Genomic DNA, 16,713 nt, shown 5'->3' with positions numbered 1-16,713 from the left:
ATGGCTTCGATCTCTTTGAGCGGCGTGCGCAAGCACTTCAACGGCCAGGATGTGCTCAAAGGCATATCACTGGAGATGGCGGACGGCGAGTTTGTCGCCCTGGTCGGCCCCTCGGGCTGCGGCAAATCGACCTTGCTGCGCATTTTGGCGGGGCTGGAAGAGCTGAGCGGCGGCGAGATACGGCTGGGCGAGCGCAGCATCAACCAGGTGCCGCCGCGTGATCGCAATATCGCCATGGTGTTCCAGAACTATGCGCTCTACCCGCATATGACGGTGGCGCAGAACCTGGGCTTTGCGCTCAAGCTGCAGCGCCAAAGCGATACCGCTATTCAGCAGCGCGTGCAGCGGGTGGCCGATGTGCTGGGGCTGGCGCCGCTCTTGGACCGTTTGCCCGCGCAGCTCTCGGGTGGGCAGCGCCAGCGTGTGGCCATGGGGCGCGCCATTGTGCGTGAGCCGCAGGCATTTTTGTTTGACGAACCTTTGTCAAACCTGGACGCCAAGCTGCGCGTACAGATGCGCACCGAGATCAAGGCCTTGCACCAGCGCTTGCGCACCACCACGGTGTATGTCACGCACGACCAGATCGAGGCCATGACCATGGCCGACCGCATTGTGGTGTTGCGCGACGGCGTGATCGAGCAAGTGGGCACGCCGCTGGAGCTGTACGACCGGCCGCGCAATGCGTTTGTGGCGCAGTTCATCGGCTCGCCGTCGATGAACCTGATTGCAGCCCGCACGCATTGGGCCGACGGTCGGCTGCAACTGGTGACGGACGACGGCCTGCGCTTGCCCGTGCCGCCCAGCAGCACCCACCTGGCGCCTTTGCAAGACCGAGAGATCTGGCTGGGCGTGCGGCCCGAGCACATCCGCATTGCTGACAGCGCGGACAGTGCTGTGCCTGCGTGGCCGGCCACGGTGGAAGTGGTGGAACCTACGGGGGCCGAGACGCAGGTGGTAGCGCGTTTGGGTGCGCACCAGCTTACTTCCACCATCCAGCAAAGGCGCGCTTTGCAGCCGGGCCAAAGCTTGCAGTTGCAAGCCGACCCGGCGCACTGGCATGTGTTCGACCGGGCCAGCGGCGCCAGGTTGAACTGAACCATGTTCAACCCAAACGACAAAGGCTCCCGCAGGAGCCCTTGTCGTTTGGCAAAGCCAGCGCAAGCTGGCTCGGCGTGGCGCTATCAGGCCAGCGGGCCGGCGCTCAGAATTTCGCTCAGCGGCTTGCGTGGCGAAGGTTCTTCGCGCTCGGCCAGATCGGCGGGCAGCGTGGCCTTGTCGCCGCGCTCGCCAATGGCCACCAGGCATTCCACCTGCCAGTGGTCGGCCAGCTTGAGCACCTGGCGGGCGGCTTCGGCCTCGATGCCGGCCATGGCGTGCGTGGCCAGGCCCATGGCGTGCGCTTGCAGCGCCAGGTAGCCCCAGGCGCAGCCGGTGTCAAAGCTGTGCTTGCCCGAGGCCGTCTTGTCCGACAGCACCACCAGCAGCGCGCCGGCGTTCAGGCACCAGCGGCGGTTGCCTTCGTTGGGGATGGTCGAGAAAGCGGCCCAGTTGGCATCGCCGTTGAGCGCGTAGGCAAAGTGCCAAGGCTGCTTGTTGCTGGCCGAAGGCGCCCAGCGAGCGGCTTCGACAATGGTCTCGATGTCTTGTGCGCTCAGCTTTTTGCCGGAAAAAGCACGGGGCGAGAAACGCTCTACAAAAGCGGCCTGGATAGGGTGGGTAGCTTGGCGAGTCATGGTCAATAGGCAGTGAACAAGGCCGCCAGCATGCCATATTCGCCAAGGCCGTGCAGGCTCAGCTTTTTTGCCGATCCACCAGCATGAAGGTGCCGGTGGCCATGCCCAGCAGTTTGCCGGCGTCGTCGCGCAGCTCGCCGCGCACAAAGCTCAGGCTCTTGCCCCGGCGCTCGCAAACCGAGGTGCAGATCACATCGCCAGCAGCGGGCGCCATGAAGTGGATGGTCAAGTCCACGGTGGCCACGCCGTAGCGCAGCGGGTCGTGGGCGCGGGCGGCGCAGGACAGGCCCACGTCGAGCAAGGTGGCGATGGCGCCGCCGTGCATGTCTTTGCGGCTGTTGGTGAATTTTTCCTGGTAGGGCATGCGCACGCGGGCGCGGTCGTTGCCGATGGCTTCGCCTTTGAGCAAAAAGGATTCGGCCATCGCCATCGGCAGGCCGAAGATCATGTGGGCGGGCTCTTCGGTGGTGTAGGCGGGAATGGCGGCGTGGTCGGTCATGGCAGCGAAGCAAAGTGAAAGTTGACAGCGATCCTAGCCGCAGTGCAGCGGCGCGGGGGCAAGCGCTTGACGCACAGGCGAATCGCCAGAGCTAAAAATGATAGCGACTACCGAATAGTGCTCGGCGCTTTGCAGGGGAATTGTTACCAATTGCCTCCCGCTGCGCCACGGCTTTTTTGCCCGCGCTCCATTAAGCTTGGCGCAGTTCTGGGCCGTACCAACTGCAACACATGTTTTTCGCAAGCAACTCGCCGTTCTGTCCGCGCTGTGGCGCGGCGCATTGCCAGCCTGCCGGCGCAGCCAACAGCTGGGCTTGCCAGCAATGTGGTGCGCAGTTCACGCTGCAGTACGGCTACGCGCCTTTGCAGGCGCAGGGCTCGGCCTGGTGGCCGCATCTGCGCTGGGTGCTGCCGCTGGTGGTGATCTTGCTCATGTTGCCTTGGCTGTTGCCGCTGCTGCGCAAGGAGATGCAGGATTCGCCGGCGCAGCGGGCCGTGGAAGAAGCGCGCAATCTGGGTCGTGTCGAGGCTGGCAACGTGGTGCTGCGCGATGGCCAGCGCTTGCTGCTGCGCCTGTACGAGGCGCGCGAGAACGAGCAAACCGTGTCCCAAGTCGTGCTGACCGATGCTGCCAGCGGCAAACGTGTGGCCGAGCCGCAGCGTTTGGCAACACCTGGGACGGGCGGTGGAGCGCAGACCAAGCTGCAGTATTTCTCGGATGGGCAGCTTTATCTGCAGCTTAAGGAGCGCTCGCTGCTGCGGCTGGACCCGGCAACGCTGCGCTTTGTCGACCTGCTGCCGGAGCTGACCCAGCGCCATGCTGCGCAGCTGGGCGAAGGCTTGATAAAGCTGGAGCTGCAGAGCCGCGACCGGCCCGACAGCCTGCTGGTCACCACGCGCAGCGGCGCCCAATACTATGTGTACTGGCTGGCCGGAAAAATCGTGCCCTATGGCGATGCCAGCAAGGTCTACGCCCAGGCGTTGCCAAGCTATAGCCAGCAACGGGCGCAGTACCGCTTTATCGAGATGCCGCGTGAAGCCGGGCAAGAGACGGCGAGCTACCTGGTGCGGTTCTGGGCGCGCTACGAACCCGGTCAGCCGTACTACAACGGCTACTTCAGCCTGCACCCTGCAGGAAGCAAAGAAGTACGCGAGGCGCAGCCAGGCAGCTACCTCGACGTGGGCGGCGGCCTGATGACCAGGCATTGGTACGTCAAGGAACAGGGCCTGCTGAAAGTGCAAGTGGTGCAGCCGCAAAGCCTGCGCTTCCATGCCGAGGTCATGGGCGAGAGCCCCACGCGGGTTTTGCTGGCCTACAACCCCACGCCTTTGCGCAACGAGGGCCGGGTGATCCAGCTGCTGGACAAGAGCAACAACCAGATAGCGTGGAGCCGCACGGCCGACCAGCTGCCGCAGCTGGGCCAGCGCGAAGGCGGCGCCTATGTCACCGGCCAGGTGGTGCCTGGTGGCTTTTTGCTGTTCAACGATATACGCGAGCCCGCCTTGCTGCTGGACGACAACGGACAGATCTTGCAAGACTTTGTCAGCCCGCGCGGAGCAGCCCGCTGATGGCCGACGCCGCCACCCGCTGGTCGCGCTGGGGCATGGTGCTGTTCGCGCTGTTTTTTGTGCTGTGGTTTGCGCCTTTTTTCAAACCTGTTTTTCAGCGTGGCGAAGTGCCAAGCCTGCCGCTGGGCGAGGTGGTGGCCTCGGCCGTGTATGCCGGTGATAACGGCGGCCTGCGCATGTTGCGGGTCACCCAGTACGTGCAGCCCCAGTCGTCGCAGACCGTGTTTCAGGTTTTTCACAACGATTTGCAGGGCAAGCAGCTGATCGGCGAACCGCAGACCCTGCCAAGGCCGCAGGCGCCAGGGCGTCAGGCCGCTCAAATACGGGTAGAGGCCGGTCAGCAGATGGATTTGCTGCTGCAGGCGCGCGAATGGTGGCGCTGGGATGCAACGCGGCAGCAGTTTGAGCCGATGAACGAGGCGCTCACCCAGCGCTTTGCCGCGCAGCTGGGCACCGGTATTTCGCAGCTGGCCTTTGGCGGCCAGCGCGAGCCGGGTTTGCTGGCCGTGACCAGCAACACCGGCGACCGCTATGCCGTGTATTGGAACAGCGGCGAAATCTTCCGCTGGGGTGAGCAACTGCAGCAGCTGCGCGAGCGCCCCTGGGCGCAGTACGGCGCCACAACTTCCCGCATCGACTACGCCGATTTCCGCACCGACGTTGCCAAATACGGCGTGCCGCGCATACTGCTGCACTACCAGCAGAAGCTGCAGCCGGGCGCGTTTGAGCAGTTGCCGCTGCTGGCCGTGCATTCGACCTCGGATGCGGTGGTGCGCGCGGCGCCCAAGCGTTTCCAGGCGATCAGCGAGGGCTACGTGGTAGAGCGCCAAAGCCTGCAAGAGGCCGGCATCACCCAGGTGGCGCCGGTGGCCCAGGTGCCTGTGCAGTTTGGTGGCGAGGTGCTGGCGCGTAACGCCGAGCGGGTGTTGCTGCGCTACGAGCCCAGGCCGTATGCGCCCAACGAGGGGGAGCTGGAGATGCTCGATGCACGCAGTTTGCAGCCGCTTTGGATACGGCCGCTGCGCGAGTTTCCGCAGATTCTGCAAGACGGCCAGCAGCTGGCGGCGCAAGGCTTCAACGGCGGTTTTTACCTGACCACAGTGCAGAACCTGCCAGCTTTGGTGCTGGGCAACGATGGCGTGCTGCTGCAAGATTTTCGCCCGCAAGAGCGCATGGCCACGCCGGGTGACGATGGTGATTGAGCACCGCCGCCAGCGGCACTTCAGCGCTTGCGCGCCTGGTCCAGCACCTCGCGGATTTTCACGCCCAGCGTGTCCATCGAGAAGGGTTTGAACAGCACCTGGTGCTTGTGGTCGAGCAGGCCGTCTTCGATCAGGATATCGCCCGAATATCCGGTGGCCAGCAGCACCGGAATGTCGAACTTTTCCTCTTCCATGATGCGCAGCAGATCGGGCACCTTCAGTGTGCCCGGCATGCGGATGTCGCTCAGCACCATGTCGACCGCAATGCCGCTGCGCAGGTATTTCACCGCCACGTCGATATTGGAGGCCGCCGTCACCTGGTAGCCCAGCGCGTACAGCGACTGGGCCAGGCTGTCGCGCACCGTCATGTCGTCTTCGACGATCAGGATCGATTCATGGCCGACATCGGCCACGGGCTCGGCCATTTCTGCAGCGGCGGCCGCCAGGTTGCAGTGCGGAATGCCCAGAAAGAAATGCGTGCCTGCGCCGGGGGTGGAATCCACCTCGATAAAGCCGCCGCTTTGGCGCGCAAAGTTCTGCACCATTGGCAGGCCCAGGCCCGAGCCTTTGCCCACGTCCTTGGTGGTGAAGAAGGGGTCGAAGATGCGGCTTTGCACTTCGAGCGGAATGCCCGAGCCGTCGTCTGACACCTCCACCACCACATAGTTGCGGCTTTCGCCTTCGCTCTGGCGCTTTTGGTTGTAGAGCCGGATCTGCACCTTGCCGCGGCCCGATACCGCATCGCGCGCATTGATCGCCATGTTCAACAGCGCGTTCTCGAAGTAGTGCTTGTCGGTCTGGATCACGCCCAGATCGTCGGCCGCCTCCAGGTGAAAATCCACCTCGGCGCCCACGGCGTTGAGCAGCAGCTCTTCGATATCGTCAATCAGCTCCAGCGGCTGGAAGGCCTGCGTCGACTGCGGCTTGCGGCCGCTGAAAGCCACCAGCTGCGAAGACAGGCGGTTGGCGCGTTTGATGGTTTTGCTGATCACATCCAGGTAGCCACGCGCCTGGTCGTTGGCGAGGTGTTTTTTCAGCAGATTGGTGTTGAGGTTGATGACGAACAGCAGGTTGTTCAGGTCGTGCGAGATGCCGCCGGCAATGCTCTCGACGAGTTCCACCTTCTGGTTGCGCACCAGCTCCTGCTGCACCGTCTGCATGTCTTTGAGCTGCTGCTCGTGGGCTCGCAGCTCCTGCTCCAGTGCGCGCTGGTTGTGTAGCTCGCGCTCTTTGTAGGCCGTGATGTCGACATTGATGCCGGCGATATAGACCTGCTCGCCCTGCTTGAACACGCGGCCCGTGGTGTGGAACCAGTGGTAGATACCTTGGCGATTTTTCAGGCGGTATTCCACGCCACCTTCGACCTGGTTGATCAGAAACTGCAAAAACCAGGAGTTGGTGCGCGTGATGTCCTCGGGGTGGATGGCCTCGATCCAGCGGCCATCGCTGGCGTCGGCATGGGCTGGGTCCTCGTAGAGAAACTCGCGCAGCAGCGCGTTCATCCAGAACACATCGCCATTGGGCAGCGACAGCCACACCATGGCCGGCAGCTGTTGCAGCACCAGCTGAAAATCGGCCAGGCCGTGGCCCAGCCCATGGCTCAGGCCGGGCGCGGCCGCAGGCGGATGCTGGGTGCCGGTGTGTGTGAACAAAAAGCACTGCACACCCAGCAGCTGCTCGCCGTCCAGCATGGGCACCAGTTGCACCACGCGGCCAATCAGGTGGTTGACGACCGAGACCGGGTCACGATTTTGCAAGCAAGTCTGCAAAGCCTGCGCGGTGGCGGCGTCGTCGCTCAGAAAGCGCTGGCCGTTGCTGTCGCCCAGCTCCCGCAGCTGCTCGCGAAAGCCCTGGTTCATGAAGGCGATCTGGCCGCTTTGCGGATCGATGCAGGCATACGGTACCGAGTATTTCTCCATGCTCTCGGCCATGGCGATCAAGGCCGCTTGCGTGGCTTGCTGTGGTGTCAGGGCGCTGGGGGCAGTCGTGTGCTCGAGCATGGTTTTTTTCTGCGGCTGCTGGCGCCGGACAGATTGCTATCAGTGCTGATAGGGCGTCAGCTTATCGCTATGGCGCGGCTTGCGCAAATGCTTGCAGCGCCGCCCCCAGACCGCTGGCCTGCAAGATGCTGATGTGGTCGGCCGCCGGCTCGTTGTGCACCTGCAAGCGCCCTTGCTGGCGCCGGGCCAGGCTTTGCTCCAGGGCGTCGGTGCGGGCGGGCAGCACCAGCGTATCGCGCCCTGCGCGCATCACCAGTACTGGGCCGCGGTACTGCGCCAGGCGCTCGACCGAGGGATAACGGTCGCGCAGCAACAACGCGACGGGCAGCCAGCCGTAGTGGTCGCGCACGGTGGCGGTCATGTTGTCAAAAGGTGTAACCAACACCAGACGACTCGGCTGGCGTTGCGCCGCCACCGCAGCGGCCACGCCCGTGCCCAGGCTGCGGCCCATCACGGTGATGCGGCCTTGCGGGTGCAGTTGCTGCACCGCGTCGTACAGCGCCAAGGCGTCTTGCTCCAGCGCGGCCTCGGTCGGTTGGCCCTCGCTGGCGCCATAGCCGCGGTAGGCCAGGCTGTAAATGCTGTGCGTGGGCAACCATTGGTGCAGCAGCGGCAGGGCTTGCTCTACCCGCTCGGCATTGCCGCCCAGGTAAATGAGAGCCTCGCCCGCCGGAGCAGCGGCTGCGCCCGGGTGCTGTTGCCAGCCGCGCAACGTCAGGCCGTCGCGCTGCAAAGCAAAATTGGTTTGCGCTGCCTCCACCCGGGTGAATTGCGGAAAATACATCAGCCTGCGTTGCTGGAAGTACATGAGCGCGCAAACGGCCACATACAGCAGGGCCGCCAGCGCCACGCCCCACACCGCGATCTTGGCAAACAGATTGGTCATGCACTGTTTATAGCGGATTGGCCGGGCAAAGGTTGTCCCAAAAACGAAGCAGCCCAGCATGGGCTGGGCTGACATGGCGGCGATGCGAGAGCTGCGTCAGAACGAGCCAAACAGCGTGCCCAGCGTGATCACCACGGACAGCGCGAACAGCGGCACCACGATCGTCATCATCGCGATATTGCCGTAGGACTGCTTGTGCGTGAGCTTGCAGATGGACAGCAAGGTGATGATGGCGCCGCTGTGCGGCAGCGTGTCGAAAACGCCTGCCGACATTACCGCCACGCGGTGCAGCAGATCGGGGCTGATGCCCGCCTCTTGGGCCATGCGCAGGTAATCTGCGCCCAGCGTGGCCAGCGCGATCGACATGCCGCCCGAGGACGAGCCGGTGATGCCGGCCAACACGTTCATGGCCACGGCCTCGGAGATCAGCGGGTTGCTCGACACGTTCAGCACCGCATCGCGAATCAGTGCAAAACCGGCCAGGCTGGCAATGACGGCGCCGTAGCCCACTTCGGAGGCGGTGTTGAAAATGGGCAGCATCGAGCCCAGCGAGCCCTTGTTGATGCTTTGTTGCAGATTCTGCCAATGGCCCAGGCGCACCAGCACCAAGGTCAGACAGGCCACCGACAGCGCAATGATCAGCGCCCACATGCCGGTCTGGCGGCGCGCATCCAGGTTGGGAAAGCGCTCTTGCAGAAAATCCCAGCTCATGCCGGGGAACACGCCATAGGTGAACAGTGCGTTGATGCCGATCACCAGCACCAGCGGCAGCAATGCCAGCAGCAGCGGCATGGTGCGGTTGGCGTCGCCGCTCATGTCGGCCTCGCCCACCTGGCCGGCGGGCGTTTCGTCATCGGGGTGGTCGCCGTAGCCTTCGCCATGGGCGCGTGCCAGCTTCTCGCGCGAGCGCAGCCACAAAATGCCCAGCGTGAACATGATCGCGCCGCCCAGCAAACCCAGGAATGGCGCCGAGAACGTGTTGGTGCCGAAGTAAGGAATGGGGATGGCGTTCTGGATCGACGGCGTGCCGGGCAGCGCCGTCATGGTGAAGGTGAACGAGCCCAGCGCAATGGCGGGCGCCACCAGGCGCTTGGGGATATCGGCATCGCGGAACAGCGTCTTGGCAATCGGGTAAATCGCAAACGCCACCACAAACAGCGACACGCCGCCATACGTCAAGATGCCGCAGGCCAGCACCACGGTCAAAATCGCGTGCTTGGTGCCCAGCGTGCGCTCCACCCACTTGGCAATCGCCGTGGCTGCGCCCGAATCGGCCATCAACTGGCCAAACAGCGCGCCCAGCAAAAAGATCGGGAAGAAGGCCAGGATGTAGTTGCCCAGCGCCCGCATGAAGGTGTCGGTATAGATGGGCAGCATCTGGCCCATATCGCCCGACAAAATGACCGCCACGGCGGCCATGAGCGGCGCCAGCAGCAGCACGGTAACGCCCCGGTAGGCAAAGAACATCAGCAGCGCCAGGGACAGAACAATTGCCAAGGTACTCAAGGCAGGTCTCCTATTGTTTTGACACGCGCCAGACGCGGTGCCGGGTTAGAGCGTTGCCGCGCTGTAAGTGTTGTTGGTGGTGGGCGGCAATGGTTGAGTGCCAGACCATAGCCAAACTTGTGCGTGCAGTCCAGCCAAAAGCCGACGGATTGGCAGAGAATACACTATTGTTTTGATAGCAGTAGCGGATTGCAGGCCGTGTGTTTTTTCGCTGGGTACGCCCTTGGTCAGCGCTGTCAGCAGATATTTTGCGGCTGGCTCCTACGGTCACGGCGCTGGCATGCAGCCGGGCGGCACTGTATTTTTTGCTGCAGCCTTTGGTTGCAAAGCCAGTGACAGAGCAACTGGCGCGGGCCGCATTTGCCACCAGAATGGCAGGCGAATCATTGTCGGAGGAATGTGGCATGGGTCTGGGATTTGCACAAACGCTTGCACTGTGCACATGCTGGGGAGCATGGGCGCTGGCTGCGCATGCACAAAGCGCTCCAGCGGAGCACGCCGCTGCACCCGCAGCCGGCGTGGCCAGCAAATCCGAACCAGCCAAGGCAGCCGCACAGCCAATCAAAATGCGCTACAGCCAGTACCTCAAAACCTATGGGGCGCCGCTGAAGCTGGAGGTCAAAGACCTGATTCCGCGCTCACTGGCGCAGGTGCTGGTGTACCCGCAGGCAGTCACACTGGGCAGCTTGGACGTGGATGCGCTGGCCGCGCAGCACCAGGTGAACACCATCATCTTTTTGCGCGATGTGCAGATGCAGGGCAACCTGATCCAGCCCGAATCCGATTACGGCCCGACCCTGGTTTTCCAAGGCAACCTCACGGCAGACAACGCCTTCTTCGGCGGCTCCTGGGTCGAGATTGCCGGCAACCTGACGGTACACAACCTGCTGGTGGGCGACTACAACCATGGCGCGCTGCGCGTAGGCGGGCAAACGCAGGCGTATATGGTCTACAACTCCGACCACTCCATGTCGTTCGGTAAAAAGCTCACGGCCCGCTACCACCTGGGATCGGACGAACCCAACACGCTGAGCCATGCGCAGGCGAGCCAGCTGTTCATTGCGCCGGTGTGGAAAGCACTGCTCAAAAGCGCCGAAGGCGACCCGCATGTATTTGGCGTGGCCACGGGCGAGATTTTTCTGCCCTACCTGGCGCGCAACCAGAACCCTTTGCAGCGGCCTGATTTGGCCAAAGCTGGCAAAAAACAGGAGAGCCGCTGATGCAAACCGGACGCTTCCCCGAACCCGGGCAGTCGCAGGATGGCGCGCCCTTCCGCCGCCTGAACTACGCCTTTGCCTACGAATGGGTAGAAAACGCCGACAGCCTGGACGCTCTGCTGGCGCACCTGGATGCCCTGCGCGCAGCCGACCCGGGCCACCGCTACCTGTGCACCTTGGACGACACTGCGCAATGCAGCTACACCAGCGGCCATGCGGGCCAAGATGAGCGCTTGGAGTTCGATGCACCCGAAGACATGGATTGGGACGACCCGGCGAAACTGGCCACTTGGGAACTGGATTGCCTGCAGCACCGTGCGCAGCAACTGGCCAATCCCGATGTGGTGCAAAACTGGGCGAGTGTTTGCGGCACGCTGTGGGTAGCGCCCGAAACCGTGAGTGGCTTGCTGGCGGCCAACCGCGAGCCTGATCAGCTGCTCGACGAGGTGATCTACATCCAGCGCCTGCCCGTGCCGAGCGACGAGCTGATGATTGCCGGCCAGCCCAACGGCTACTTCGGCGACGATTGGGACACGTTCCAAAACCACGCTGTCATCGGTCACCTCGCCACACAATGGGGCTACCGCTTCTTTGGCATGGGGGCGGCCTGGATGGGCTTTGTGCGCGCCACGCCGCTGAACAGCGAGCAGGCGGCACAGCTGGTAGCGGAGTTGCGCGATTTGTATGCCACCGACAAGGACGAAGAGGTGCTACAAAACCCCGCTTGGTCCGCGTTGGCGGAGCTGCTCACAACGCGCTGCACCTTGCTGCTGGGCTACACCGAGAACATGGCCGATTGGGCGGACGAGGCGGCGTAGGTTTTTGAGAGCGGCTGGTCGCTGGCGCGGCAGTGCAGATTCAGCGCTGGCGGCGGCGGATGCTGAACAGCCCGGCGAGCAGGCTGAGGCCCGTCAGCAGAGCCAGCCCAGCCTTCCCAAGCAAGGGAACGGGCTGCGCGGTGGTGCCTGGCAATGGCGGCGGGGGATTGACCGGCGGCACGGGATTCACGTTGAGAGGCAGGCTTTCTCGGGTGGTGGCAACGACCCCTGATCCTTGCGTGAACGACACCTCGACCTCCACGTTGAGCGAGCCCGATTGTGTGGGCGTGCCGCTCAGCACGCCTTCTGGCGTAAGCGTCAAACCCGCAGGCCCGGAGAGCAGGGTCCAGGTTTTGGCGAGCCAGGATTTGTCGGCGTTGGTGCTGAGCGTAACAGGGCCGTAATCCTCGTTTTGCGCGGCATCTGGCAGCGCGGTGGTGGTAACCGCCAGGGGCTCGTACAAGCGCAGTGGAAATATGGCGGAAGCCGTGGCGTCGATATAGGGATCCAGGTGGTTCTTGACCACGGCATTGGCCGCCACCAGTTTGAAGTTGCCTTGTGCAAACTCCGGCATCTTGCTCTTCCCCGTGTAGGGCCAGGCCATGTCCTGGTAAGGCGTTATCGTTGGCCCTTGCGAAGGGATGGCGCCCATATAGTAAGCACCACCGGCTTTTAAGGTGATGGGCGAGAATGATTCGGAGGATCTCCAATGGAAATAATTGGAGCCTTTCATCTCTAATGGGTTGCTTTTATATATCCAGATGTCATTATTAATATCGTAAATAAAGAAACGAAGCTGGTGATCTACCCGGCTGTTGGTGAAGAGTTCAAAGCGCTCAATAGTCACATCATCCAAGACTTCCACACGATTGGCGGGCGCCCCTCTTTCCAGCTCGGCCGACCAAGTCTTGCCCTGGGTTTCAAAATCAGTAAAATCAAATACCTGTGCATGGGCAACACTGCTGAGTGCCAGCGATAAACACAAGGCGCTGAATACAGCTTTGGGTGGCGGTATATGCTTCTTCACGGCTTTGAACTCCTGGATAAATATTTAAAACCAATAGCGTCATATGATATTTCTATCAATAGATAATCGACGCTGGATTTATCCTAAGTTCGAAAGTGAGGCGTTTTTTGATATGCCGCAATAAGTGTTTTTGTTGGAATGCCTGTGTCCGCAATATTTGATGTGCCTTGTCCGCCATGGTGTTGGCTGGGGCGCAATGGGGATTTGTTGGGGGGTGTTGGCAGTCCGCTGGTGCTTGCGGGCAAATGCTGCGCCCGCAGCGCGGTGACATCTCTGCAGCGAGACTGATGGTGGCAGGGGAGTAGTGGGTTCGAGCGGCTTTGGCTGTGTGGGGCGGCTCGGCAAGGCGCCCGCCCCTTGTGAGCGGCCCAGTGCGCTGGGCCGCAGCGGGGCTTAGCCTCCGCACTGGCCTGGCTGGGCCATTTCCAATGGAGCAATATCGGCCTTGCCTTGTGCCTCAGAAACAATTTCCAAATTGGCACCAGGAACAAAAGCCCCCATTTTTATATACTGGCGAACAAAATAGGTGGCGTCTGGCTGGGTGGGCAAATCAATACCATTGGGCGAGAATTCGGATTCTGTCTCAATCTTGTGCGTTTTATTCGCTTCTAATTCCGTATAGAAGAATACATTGGCAACGCTTTCGCCCAGGCATTTTCCATTGATGAAAATATCTTTTTTGGAGGACCCGTCAAAGGCACCATTTCTATAAATATACACGGCTGCCTTGCCTTTGCTGGGCGCGTTGAAGGCTTTGGCTTGGGCAGATTCCGCTTTGGATGCCATATTCACGGAAGCGCATCCGGTCAGCACCGATGCCAATGCGAGCGATAAAATAATTTTGCTGGACATGAAGTTTGCTTGAATAAGTTGTCTTGTTAACAAGTGTAACAAAATTCAATGCGACTTGAGGCATTCAAGCAGATTGCTTCGTGCTTGCAGTGTGCTTTGGGTGACCAAGGCATTAATCGCCACGGTAGTCAGAGCCCATGCAGGAATGGCTTCTTGGGCTGTTAAGCGGTTAACAAGAACTATCGCAAACCATACGGGTCATCGGCTTGGAGTTGATGCGGATGGGCTTGATTTCCATCTTGCTTTCACTGCATCCATCGATTGATGAACGGAAGCGGATGGCGCTGAGCTGCTTTCTGGCTTGGTCCGGACTGATGTCCAGCACCAAGCCATAGCCGTTGATGCCGTTTTCGAGGCCCTGGTAGCTGAAGATGTTGTTGACCGGCATGCCGTAGTAAGAACCTTTTTTCACCGGCAAGGTGAAGAGCAGGGAATCACTGGACTGAGTAATAGCGACTTTTTTGTCTACTGCCGTCCGGTAGGGGCGCGCGACGTTGTTGATGTTGAATGCCGAGGTGAAGCGCTTGCTGCCGGATTCTTTGGATTCGCGTGTGCGCTCGATCTGTTCTCTCAATGCGTTCAAAGCGGTGCTGGATTCGCAGCCTTTTTCCATGCCTTTGAACAGCGGCGTCCAGTCCACACCATCCAGCACTTGCTTGGTCGATGTTTTGGCTTTGGGCGCAGTCACTTCCGCGGCGGCTGCGGGCTGGGCCGGTGGGTTGTTGACCGGCACCGGGTTACTCGCTGGCGCAGGATGGGGGGCGCTTGCTTCCTGGCGCATCGTGGCTGCTGGGCCGACCCGAAGCGTGGTGGTGCCATCCGCATTGGGGATGGTTTGGATGCAGCCGTTCAAAAGCATGGTGCTTGTGATGGCGATAAGGCTCTGGGCGTAGATCTTCGGCATGGTTCCCCTGGGCGCTCGCCCTGATCATGGGCAAGCTATGTATCTAAATGTACAGGAGCGTAGATGCCAATGGCCATCAGGTCAGGCTGTGGGTATCCCCGGGGTTACACCACGAGCGGTGGTGCTTGCATGGGAGCGCAATGCGCTTTGCATGGAGATGCTCAGCCCTCTGCTCACACCCCCGGCAAAAAATACCCCGATTTGTGTTGATTGCGGCTGCTGCTGATGCAGAGCTTGAGGCGGGCTTCCATGTACTGGCGTACTTCGGAGCGGTCGCACATTTGGGCCAGGTCTTCCCAGTAGAGCAGGCTGGTGAAGCTGGGCGGTGCGGGCTTTTTGGGCGCTGGCACTTCGGCTGGGGCGTCTGGCTCGGTGGTCTGGGAGCTGTCTGGGCCAACGGTGCCATCGGCGGGCTGAGCCAGATCAGTGGGCGCTGCGGTCGCTGTCGTGCTCCAGGGATTGATGGGGCGACCGGCGGCTTCTTCTTTGCGTTTGGAGGTGAGCACAAAGTAGTGCTGTTTGGCGTTTTCCAGATGCGGCTTTTTCTCGGCGTCGAAGATTTTGCCCAGGCGCTCTTGGGCCTTGGCCACGTCGGCGGCGTAGCTCCAGTTGGTGAGGTATTTGGTTTCGATGAACAAAAACACCTGGCGCGCCGGGTCGGAGACGAGCACGTCGGAGAGCTTGCTGCGCAGGCGCTCGTGGCACAGGTAGGCGTGCGTGTCGAAGGAGACGTTGGGGGTTTGCAGGGCCAGGTCGTCGCGGCCCGTGACTTCCTGCAGGTAGCGGTTGAACTGCACGATGCGCTTGGCATAGCCGGCCGTGAATTCATTGAAGAAGTAGCCGGCAAAGAACTTGGTGCAGAGGTTGCGTTCTTTTTCGGATTCGATGAGGGAGGCGTTCGAGAAGATCACAGGCAGTGGTGCTGCGCGGGCCGCGCAGGCGGTTAACAGGCAAAGGCAAGTAGCAACAACAACAAGGCCGCAGGCATGTGCTGCCTGCGGCCAATGACACGGGGCTAGAGCTTAGAGCAATCTCAGGCGAGTTTTGCCTTTAACAGCTCATTGACCTGGCCGGGGTTGGCCTTGCCCTTGGAGGCTTTCATGACCTGGCCGACCAGGGCGTTGAAGGCCTTGTCTTTGCCGGCCTTGTACTGCTCGACGTTGCCGGGGTTGGCGGCGATCACTTCGTCGATGATGGCTTCGAGTGCGCCGGTGTCGTTCATCTGCTTGAGGCCCTTGGCCTCGATGACGGCATCCACGTCCGAGCCTTCGCCGCTCCACAGCACTTCAAACACCTGCTTGGCGGCGTTGTTGCTGATGACGTTGCCATGGATGCGGGCGATGAGCTGGCCCAGCTGCTCGGCACTGACCTTGACCTGGTCCATGCCGATTTCTTCCATGTTCAGGCGGCGCGAGATTTCGCCCATCACCCAGTTGGAGGCCAGCTTGGGCTGGCCGCAGACCTTGGCGGCAGCCTCAAAGTAGTCGGCCATGGCCTGGCTTTGCGTCAGCGTGGTGGCGTCGTATTCGGGCAGTTGGTAGTCATCGACAAAGCGCTGCGCACGGTGGCGTGGCAGCTCGGGCATGTCGGCCTTGACGGCTTGCACCCAGCTGTCGGCAACCACCAGCGGCGGCAGATCGGGATCGGGGAAGTAGCGGTAATCGGCCGCATCTTCCTTGGTGCGCATGGCGCGGGTTTCGCCCGTGTCGGGGTTGAAGAGCACGGTGGCCTGCTGGATGGCGCGGCCGTCTTCGATTTCTTCGATCTGCCAACGGATTTCGTAATCGATGGCGATCTGCATGTTCTTGAACGAGTTCAGGTTCTTGATCTCGCGGCGAGTGCCCAGCGGCGCACCGGGCTTGCGCACGGAGACGTTGGCGTCGCAGCGGAACGAGCCTTCTTGCATGTTGCCGTCGCAGATGCCGATCCAGGTGACGATCTTGTGCAGCTCTTTGGCGTAGGCCACGGCTTCTTCGGTGCTGCGGATGTCGGGTTCGGTCACAATCTCCAGCAGCGGCGTGCCGGCGCGGTTCAGGTCGATGCCCGATTGGCCGATGAATTCGTCGTGCACGGATTTGCCGGCGTCTTCTTCCAGGTGGGCGCGCACCAGGCGCACGGTCTTCTTGGTGTCACCGACGAAGAAGCTCACCTCGCCGCCTTGCACCACCGGAATCTCGAACTGCGAGATCTGGTAGCCCTTGGGCAGGTCGGGGTAGAAGTAGTTTTTGCGCGCAAAGATGCTGACGGGCGCAATGTGCGAGCCCAGCGCCAGGCCGAGCTTGATGGCGCATTCGACGGCTTTTTTGTTCATCACCGGCAGCGTGCCGGGCAGGGCCAGGTCCACCGCGCAGGCTTGCGTGTTGGGCTCTGCGCCAAAGGCGGTGCTGGCGCGGCTGAAGATTTTGCTGTTGGAGGCCAGCTGGGCGTGGGTTTCAAAGCCAATCACCACTTCGTAGCCGTTGATGAGCTTGATGCTTGTTTCGGTCATGGTTTGTTGTTCT

At 61.6% G+C, this 16,713-nt stretch carries 16 protein-coding genes; 5 read left to right on the top strand and 11 right to left on the bottom strand.

Translation table 11 applies throughout. The features are described from left to right. On the top strand, positions 1-1,095 hold the full coding sequence (locus ACFIQF_RS19720; protein WP_393945345.1) for an ABC transporter ATP-binding protein: 1,095 nt from the start codon (positions 1-3) through the stop codon (positions 1,093-1,095). 86 nt (positions 1,096-1,181) lie between these two features. Here the strand turns inward: ACFIQF_RS19720 and ACFIQF_RS19715 are convergent, their stop codons facing one another. Further along, complete coding sequence (locus tag ACFIQF_RS19715) at positions 1,182-1,733, bottom strand: nitroreductase family protein (RefSeq protein ID WP_393945344.1); 552 nt, start codon at positions 1,731-1,733, stop codon at positions 1,182-1,184. A 58-nt stretch (positions 1,734-1,791) separates the two neighbouring features. Beyond that, complete coding sequence (locus tag ACFIQF_RS19710) at positions 1,792-2,232, bottom strand: PaaI family thioesterase (protein ID WP_393945343.1); 441 nt, start codon at positions 2,230-2,232, stop codon at positions 1,792-1,794. Positions 2,233-2,462: 230 nt separating this feature from the next. On the opposite strand from ACFIQF_RS19710, the gene ACFIQF_RS19705 reads away from it, so the two are divergent. Then, positions 2,463-3,800, top strand: coding sequence for a hypothetical protein (locus ACFIQF_RS19705; protein ID WP_393945342.1), 1,338 nt, complete (start codon positions 2,463-2,465; stop codon positions 3,798-3,800). Next, entirely contained in the window at positions 3,800-5,002 is a 1,203-nt protein-coding gene (locus tag ACFIQF_RS19700; RefSeq protein ID WP_393945341.1) for a hypothetical protein, read from the top strand. Before ACFIQF_RS19705 ends, ACFIQF_RS19700 begins: the two co-directional genes overlap by 1 nt. A gap of 20 nt (positions 5,003-5,022) precedes the next feature. On the opposite strand, the gene ACFIQF_RS19695 is transcribed toward ACFIQF_RS19700, so the two are convergent. The 4 genes from ACFIQF_RS19695 to ACFIQF_RS19680 form a co-directional block, all read right to left on the bottom strand. Further along, positions 5,023-7,002: an ATP-binding protein gene (locus ACFIQF_RS19695; protein ID WP_393945340.1), complete on the bottom strand. Its 1,980-nt coding sequence runs from the start codon at positions 7,000-7,002 to the stop codon at positions 5,023-5,025. Between the two features lie 67 nt (positions 7,003-7,069). After that, positions 7,070-7,888 carry an alpha/beta hydrolase gene (locus tag ACFIQF_RS19690; protein ID WP_393945339.1) on the bottom strand — a complete coding sequence of 273 codons (819 nt, stop codon included), beginning with the start codon at positions 7,886-7,888 and terminating at the stop codon, positions 7,070-7,072. A gap of 96 nt (positions 7,889-7,984) precedes the next feature. Continuing rightward, positions 7,985-9,394 carry a GntP family permease gene (locus ACFIQF_RS19685; protein ID WP_393945338.1) on the bottom strand — a complete coding sequence of 470 codons (1,410 nt, stop codon included), beginning with the start codon at positions 9,392-9,394 and terminating at the stop codon, positions 7,985-7,987. 10 nt (positions 9,395-9,404) lie between these two features. Further along, positions 9,405-9,800, bottom strand: a complete 396-nt coding sequence (locus ACFIQF_RS19680; RefSeq protein ID WP_393945337.1) for a hypothetical protein — start codon at positions 9,798-9,800, stop codon at positions 9,405-9,407. Between ACFIQF_RS19680 and ACFIQF_RS19675 the strand changes: the two genes are divergently transcribed. Both ACFIQF_RS19675 and ACFIQF_RS19670 read left to right on the top strand, forming a co-directional pair. After that, positions 9,799-10,614, top strand: coding sequence for a hypothetical protein (locus ACFIQF_RS19675; RefSeq protein ID WP_393945336.1), 816 nt, complete (start codon positions 9,799-9,801; stop codon positions 10,612-10,614). The two genes, ACFIQF_RS19680 and ACFIQF_RS19675, sit on opposite strands and share 2 nt — an antisense overlap. Beyond that, the gene (locus ACFIQF_RS19670) at positions 10,614-11,429 is read left to right on the top strand and encodes a hypothetical protein (RefSeq protein ID WP_393945335.1); all 816 of its coding nucleotides are present in this window, start codon (positions 10,614-10,616) and stop codon (positions 11,427-11,429) included. The genes ACFIQF_RS19675 and ACFIQF_RS19670 overlap by 1 nt, the downstream gene beginning before the upstream one ends. A 40-nt stretch (positions 11,430-11,469) precedes the next feature. Here ACFIQF_RS19670 and ACFIQF_RS19665 read toward each other — a convergent pair whose 3' ends face one another. From ACFIQF_RS19665 to gatB, 5 genes are all read right to left on the bottom strand, one after another. After that, positions 11,470-12,456, bottom strand: a complete 987-nt coding sequence (locus ACFIQF_RS19665; RefSeq protein ID WP_393945334.1) for a putative Ig domain-containing protein — start codon at positions 12,454-12,456, stop codon at positions 11,470-11,472. Between the two features lie 393 nt (positions 12,457-12,849). Beyond that, positions 12,850-13,308, bottom strand: coding sequence for a DUF2846 domain-containing protein (locus tag ACFIQF_RS19660; protein ID WP_393945333.1), 459 nt, complete (start codon positions 13,306-13,308; stop codon positions 12,850-12,852). Between the two features lie 169 nt (positions 13,309-13,477). Further along, complete coding sequence (locus ACFIQF_RS19655) at positions 13,478-14,212, bottom strand: hypothetical protein (RefSeq protein ID WP_393945332.1); 735 nt, start codon at positions 14,210-14,212, stop codon at positions 13,478-13,480. Between the two features lie 173 nt (positions 14,213-14,385). Further along, positions 14,386-15,123, bottom strand: coding sequence for an excinuclease ABC subunit A (locus tag ACFIQF_RS19650; protein WP_393945331.1), 738 nt, complete (start codon positions 15,121-15,123; stop codon positions 14,386-14,388). 122 nt (positions 15,124-15,245) lie between these two features. Then, positions 15,246-16,700 (bottom strand): Asp-tRNA(Asn)/Glu-tRNA(Gln) amidotransferase subunit GatB, encoded by a 1,455-nt coding sequence (gene gatB, locus ACFIQF_RS19645; RefSeq protein WP_393945330.1) that lies wholly within the window; start codon positions 16,698-16,700, stop codon positions 15,246-15,248. Between the last annotated feature and the right edge of the window lie 13 nt (positions 16,701-16,713).

It is taken from the genome of Comamonas trifloxystrobinivorans, from assembly GCF_043359985.1.
Classification (GTDB): domain Bacteria; phylum Pseudomonadota; class Gammaproteobacteria; order Burkholderiales; family Burkholderiaceae_C; genus Comamonas; species Comamonas trifloxystrobinivorans.
Note: the sequence above shows the minus strand (reverse complement) of the source record. Positions and strands in the feature narration are given on the sequence as shown.

What these genes read in the sequence shown, in the direction of transcription:
- ACFIQF_RS19720 (WP_393945345.1), top strand. Translation starts at nt 1, where the DNA reads ATGGCTTCGATCTCTTTGAGCGGCGTGCGCAAGCACTTCAACGGCCAG.
- ACFIQF_RS19715 (WP_393945344.1), bottom strand. Translation starts at nt 1,733, where the DNA reads ATGACTCGCCAAGCTACCCACCCTATCCAGGCCGCTTTTGTAGAGCGT.
- ACFIQF_RS19710 (WP_393945343.1), bottom strand. Translation starts at nt 2,232, where the DNA reads ATGACCGACCACGCCGCCATTCCCGCCTACACCACCGAAGAGCCCGCC.
- ACFIQF_RS19705 (WP_393945342.1), top strand. Translation starts at nt 2,463, where the DNA reads ATGTTTTTCGCAAGCAACTCGCCGTTCTGTCCGCGCTGTGGCGCGGCG.
- ACFIQF_RS19700 (WP_393945341.1), top strand. Translation starts at nt 3,800, where the DNA reads ATGGCCGACGCCGCCACCCGCTGGTCGCGCTGGGGCATGGTGCTGTTC.
- ACFIQF_RS19695 (WP_393945340.1), bottom strand. Translation starts at nt 7,002, where the DNA reads ATGCTCGAGCACACGACTGCCCCCAGCGCCCTGACACCACAGCAAGCC.
- ACFIQF_RS19690 (WP_393945339.1), bottom strand. Translation starts at nt 7,888, where the DNA reads ATGACCAATCTGTTTGCCAAGATCGCGGTGTGGGGCGTGGCGCTGGCG.
- ACFIQF_RS19675 (WP_393945336.1), top strand. Translation starts at nt 9,799, where the DNA reads ATGGGTCTGGGATTTGCACAAACGCTTGCACTGTGCACATGCTGGGGA.
- ACFIQF_RS19680 (WP_393945337.1), bottom strand. Translation starts at nt 9,800, where the DNA reads ATGCCACATTCCTCCGACAATGATTCGCCTGCCATTCTGGTGGCAAAT.
- ACFIQF_RS19670 (WP_393945335.1), top strand. Translation starts at nt 10,614, where the DNA reads ATGCAAACCGGACGCTTCCCCGAACCCGGGCAGTCGCAGGATGGCGCG.
- ACFIQF_RS19660 (WP_393945333.1), bottom strand. Translation starts at nt 13,308, where the DNA reads ATGTCCAGCAAAATTATTTTATCGCTCGCATTGGCATCGGTGCTGACC.
- ACFIQF_RS19655 (WP_393945332.1), bottom strand. Translation starts at nt 14,212, where the DNA reads ATGCCGAAGATCTACGCCCAGAGCCTTATCGCCATCACAAGCACCATG.
- gatB (WP_393945330.1), bottom strand. Translation starts at nt 16,700, where the DNA reads ATGACCGAAACAAGCATCAAGCTCATCAACGGCTACGAAGTGGTGATT.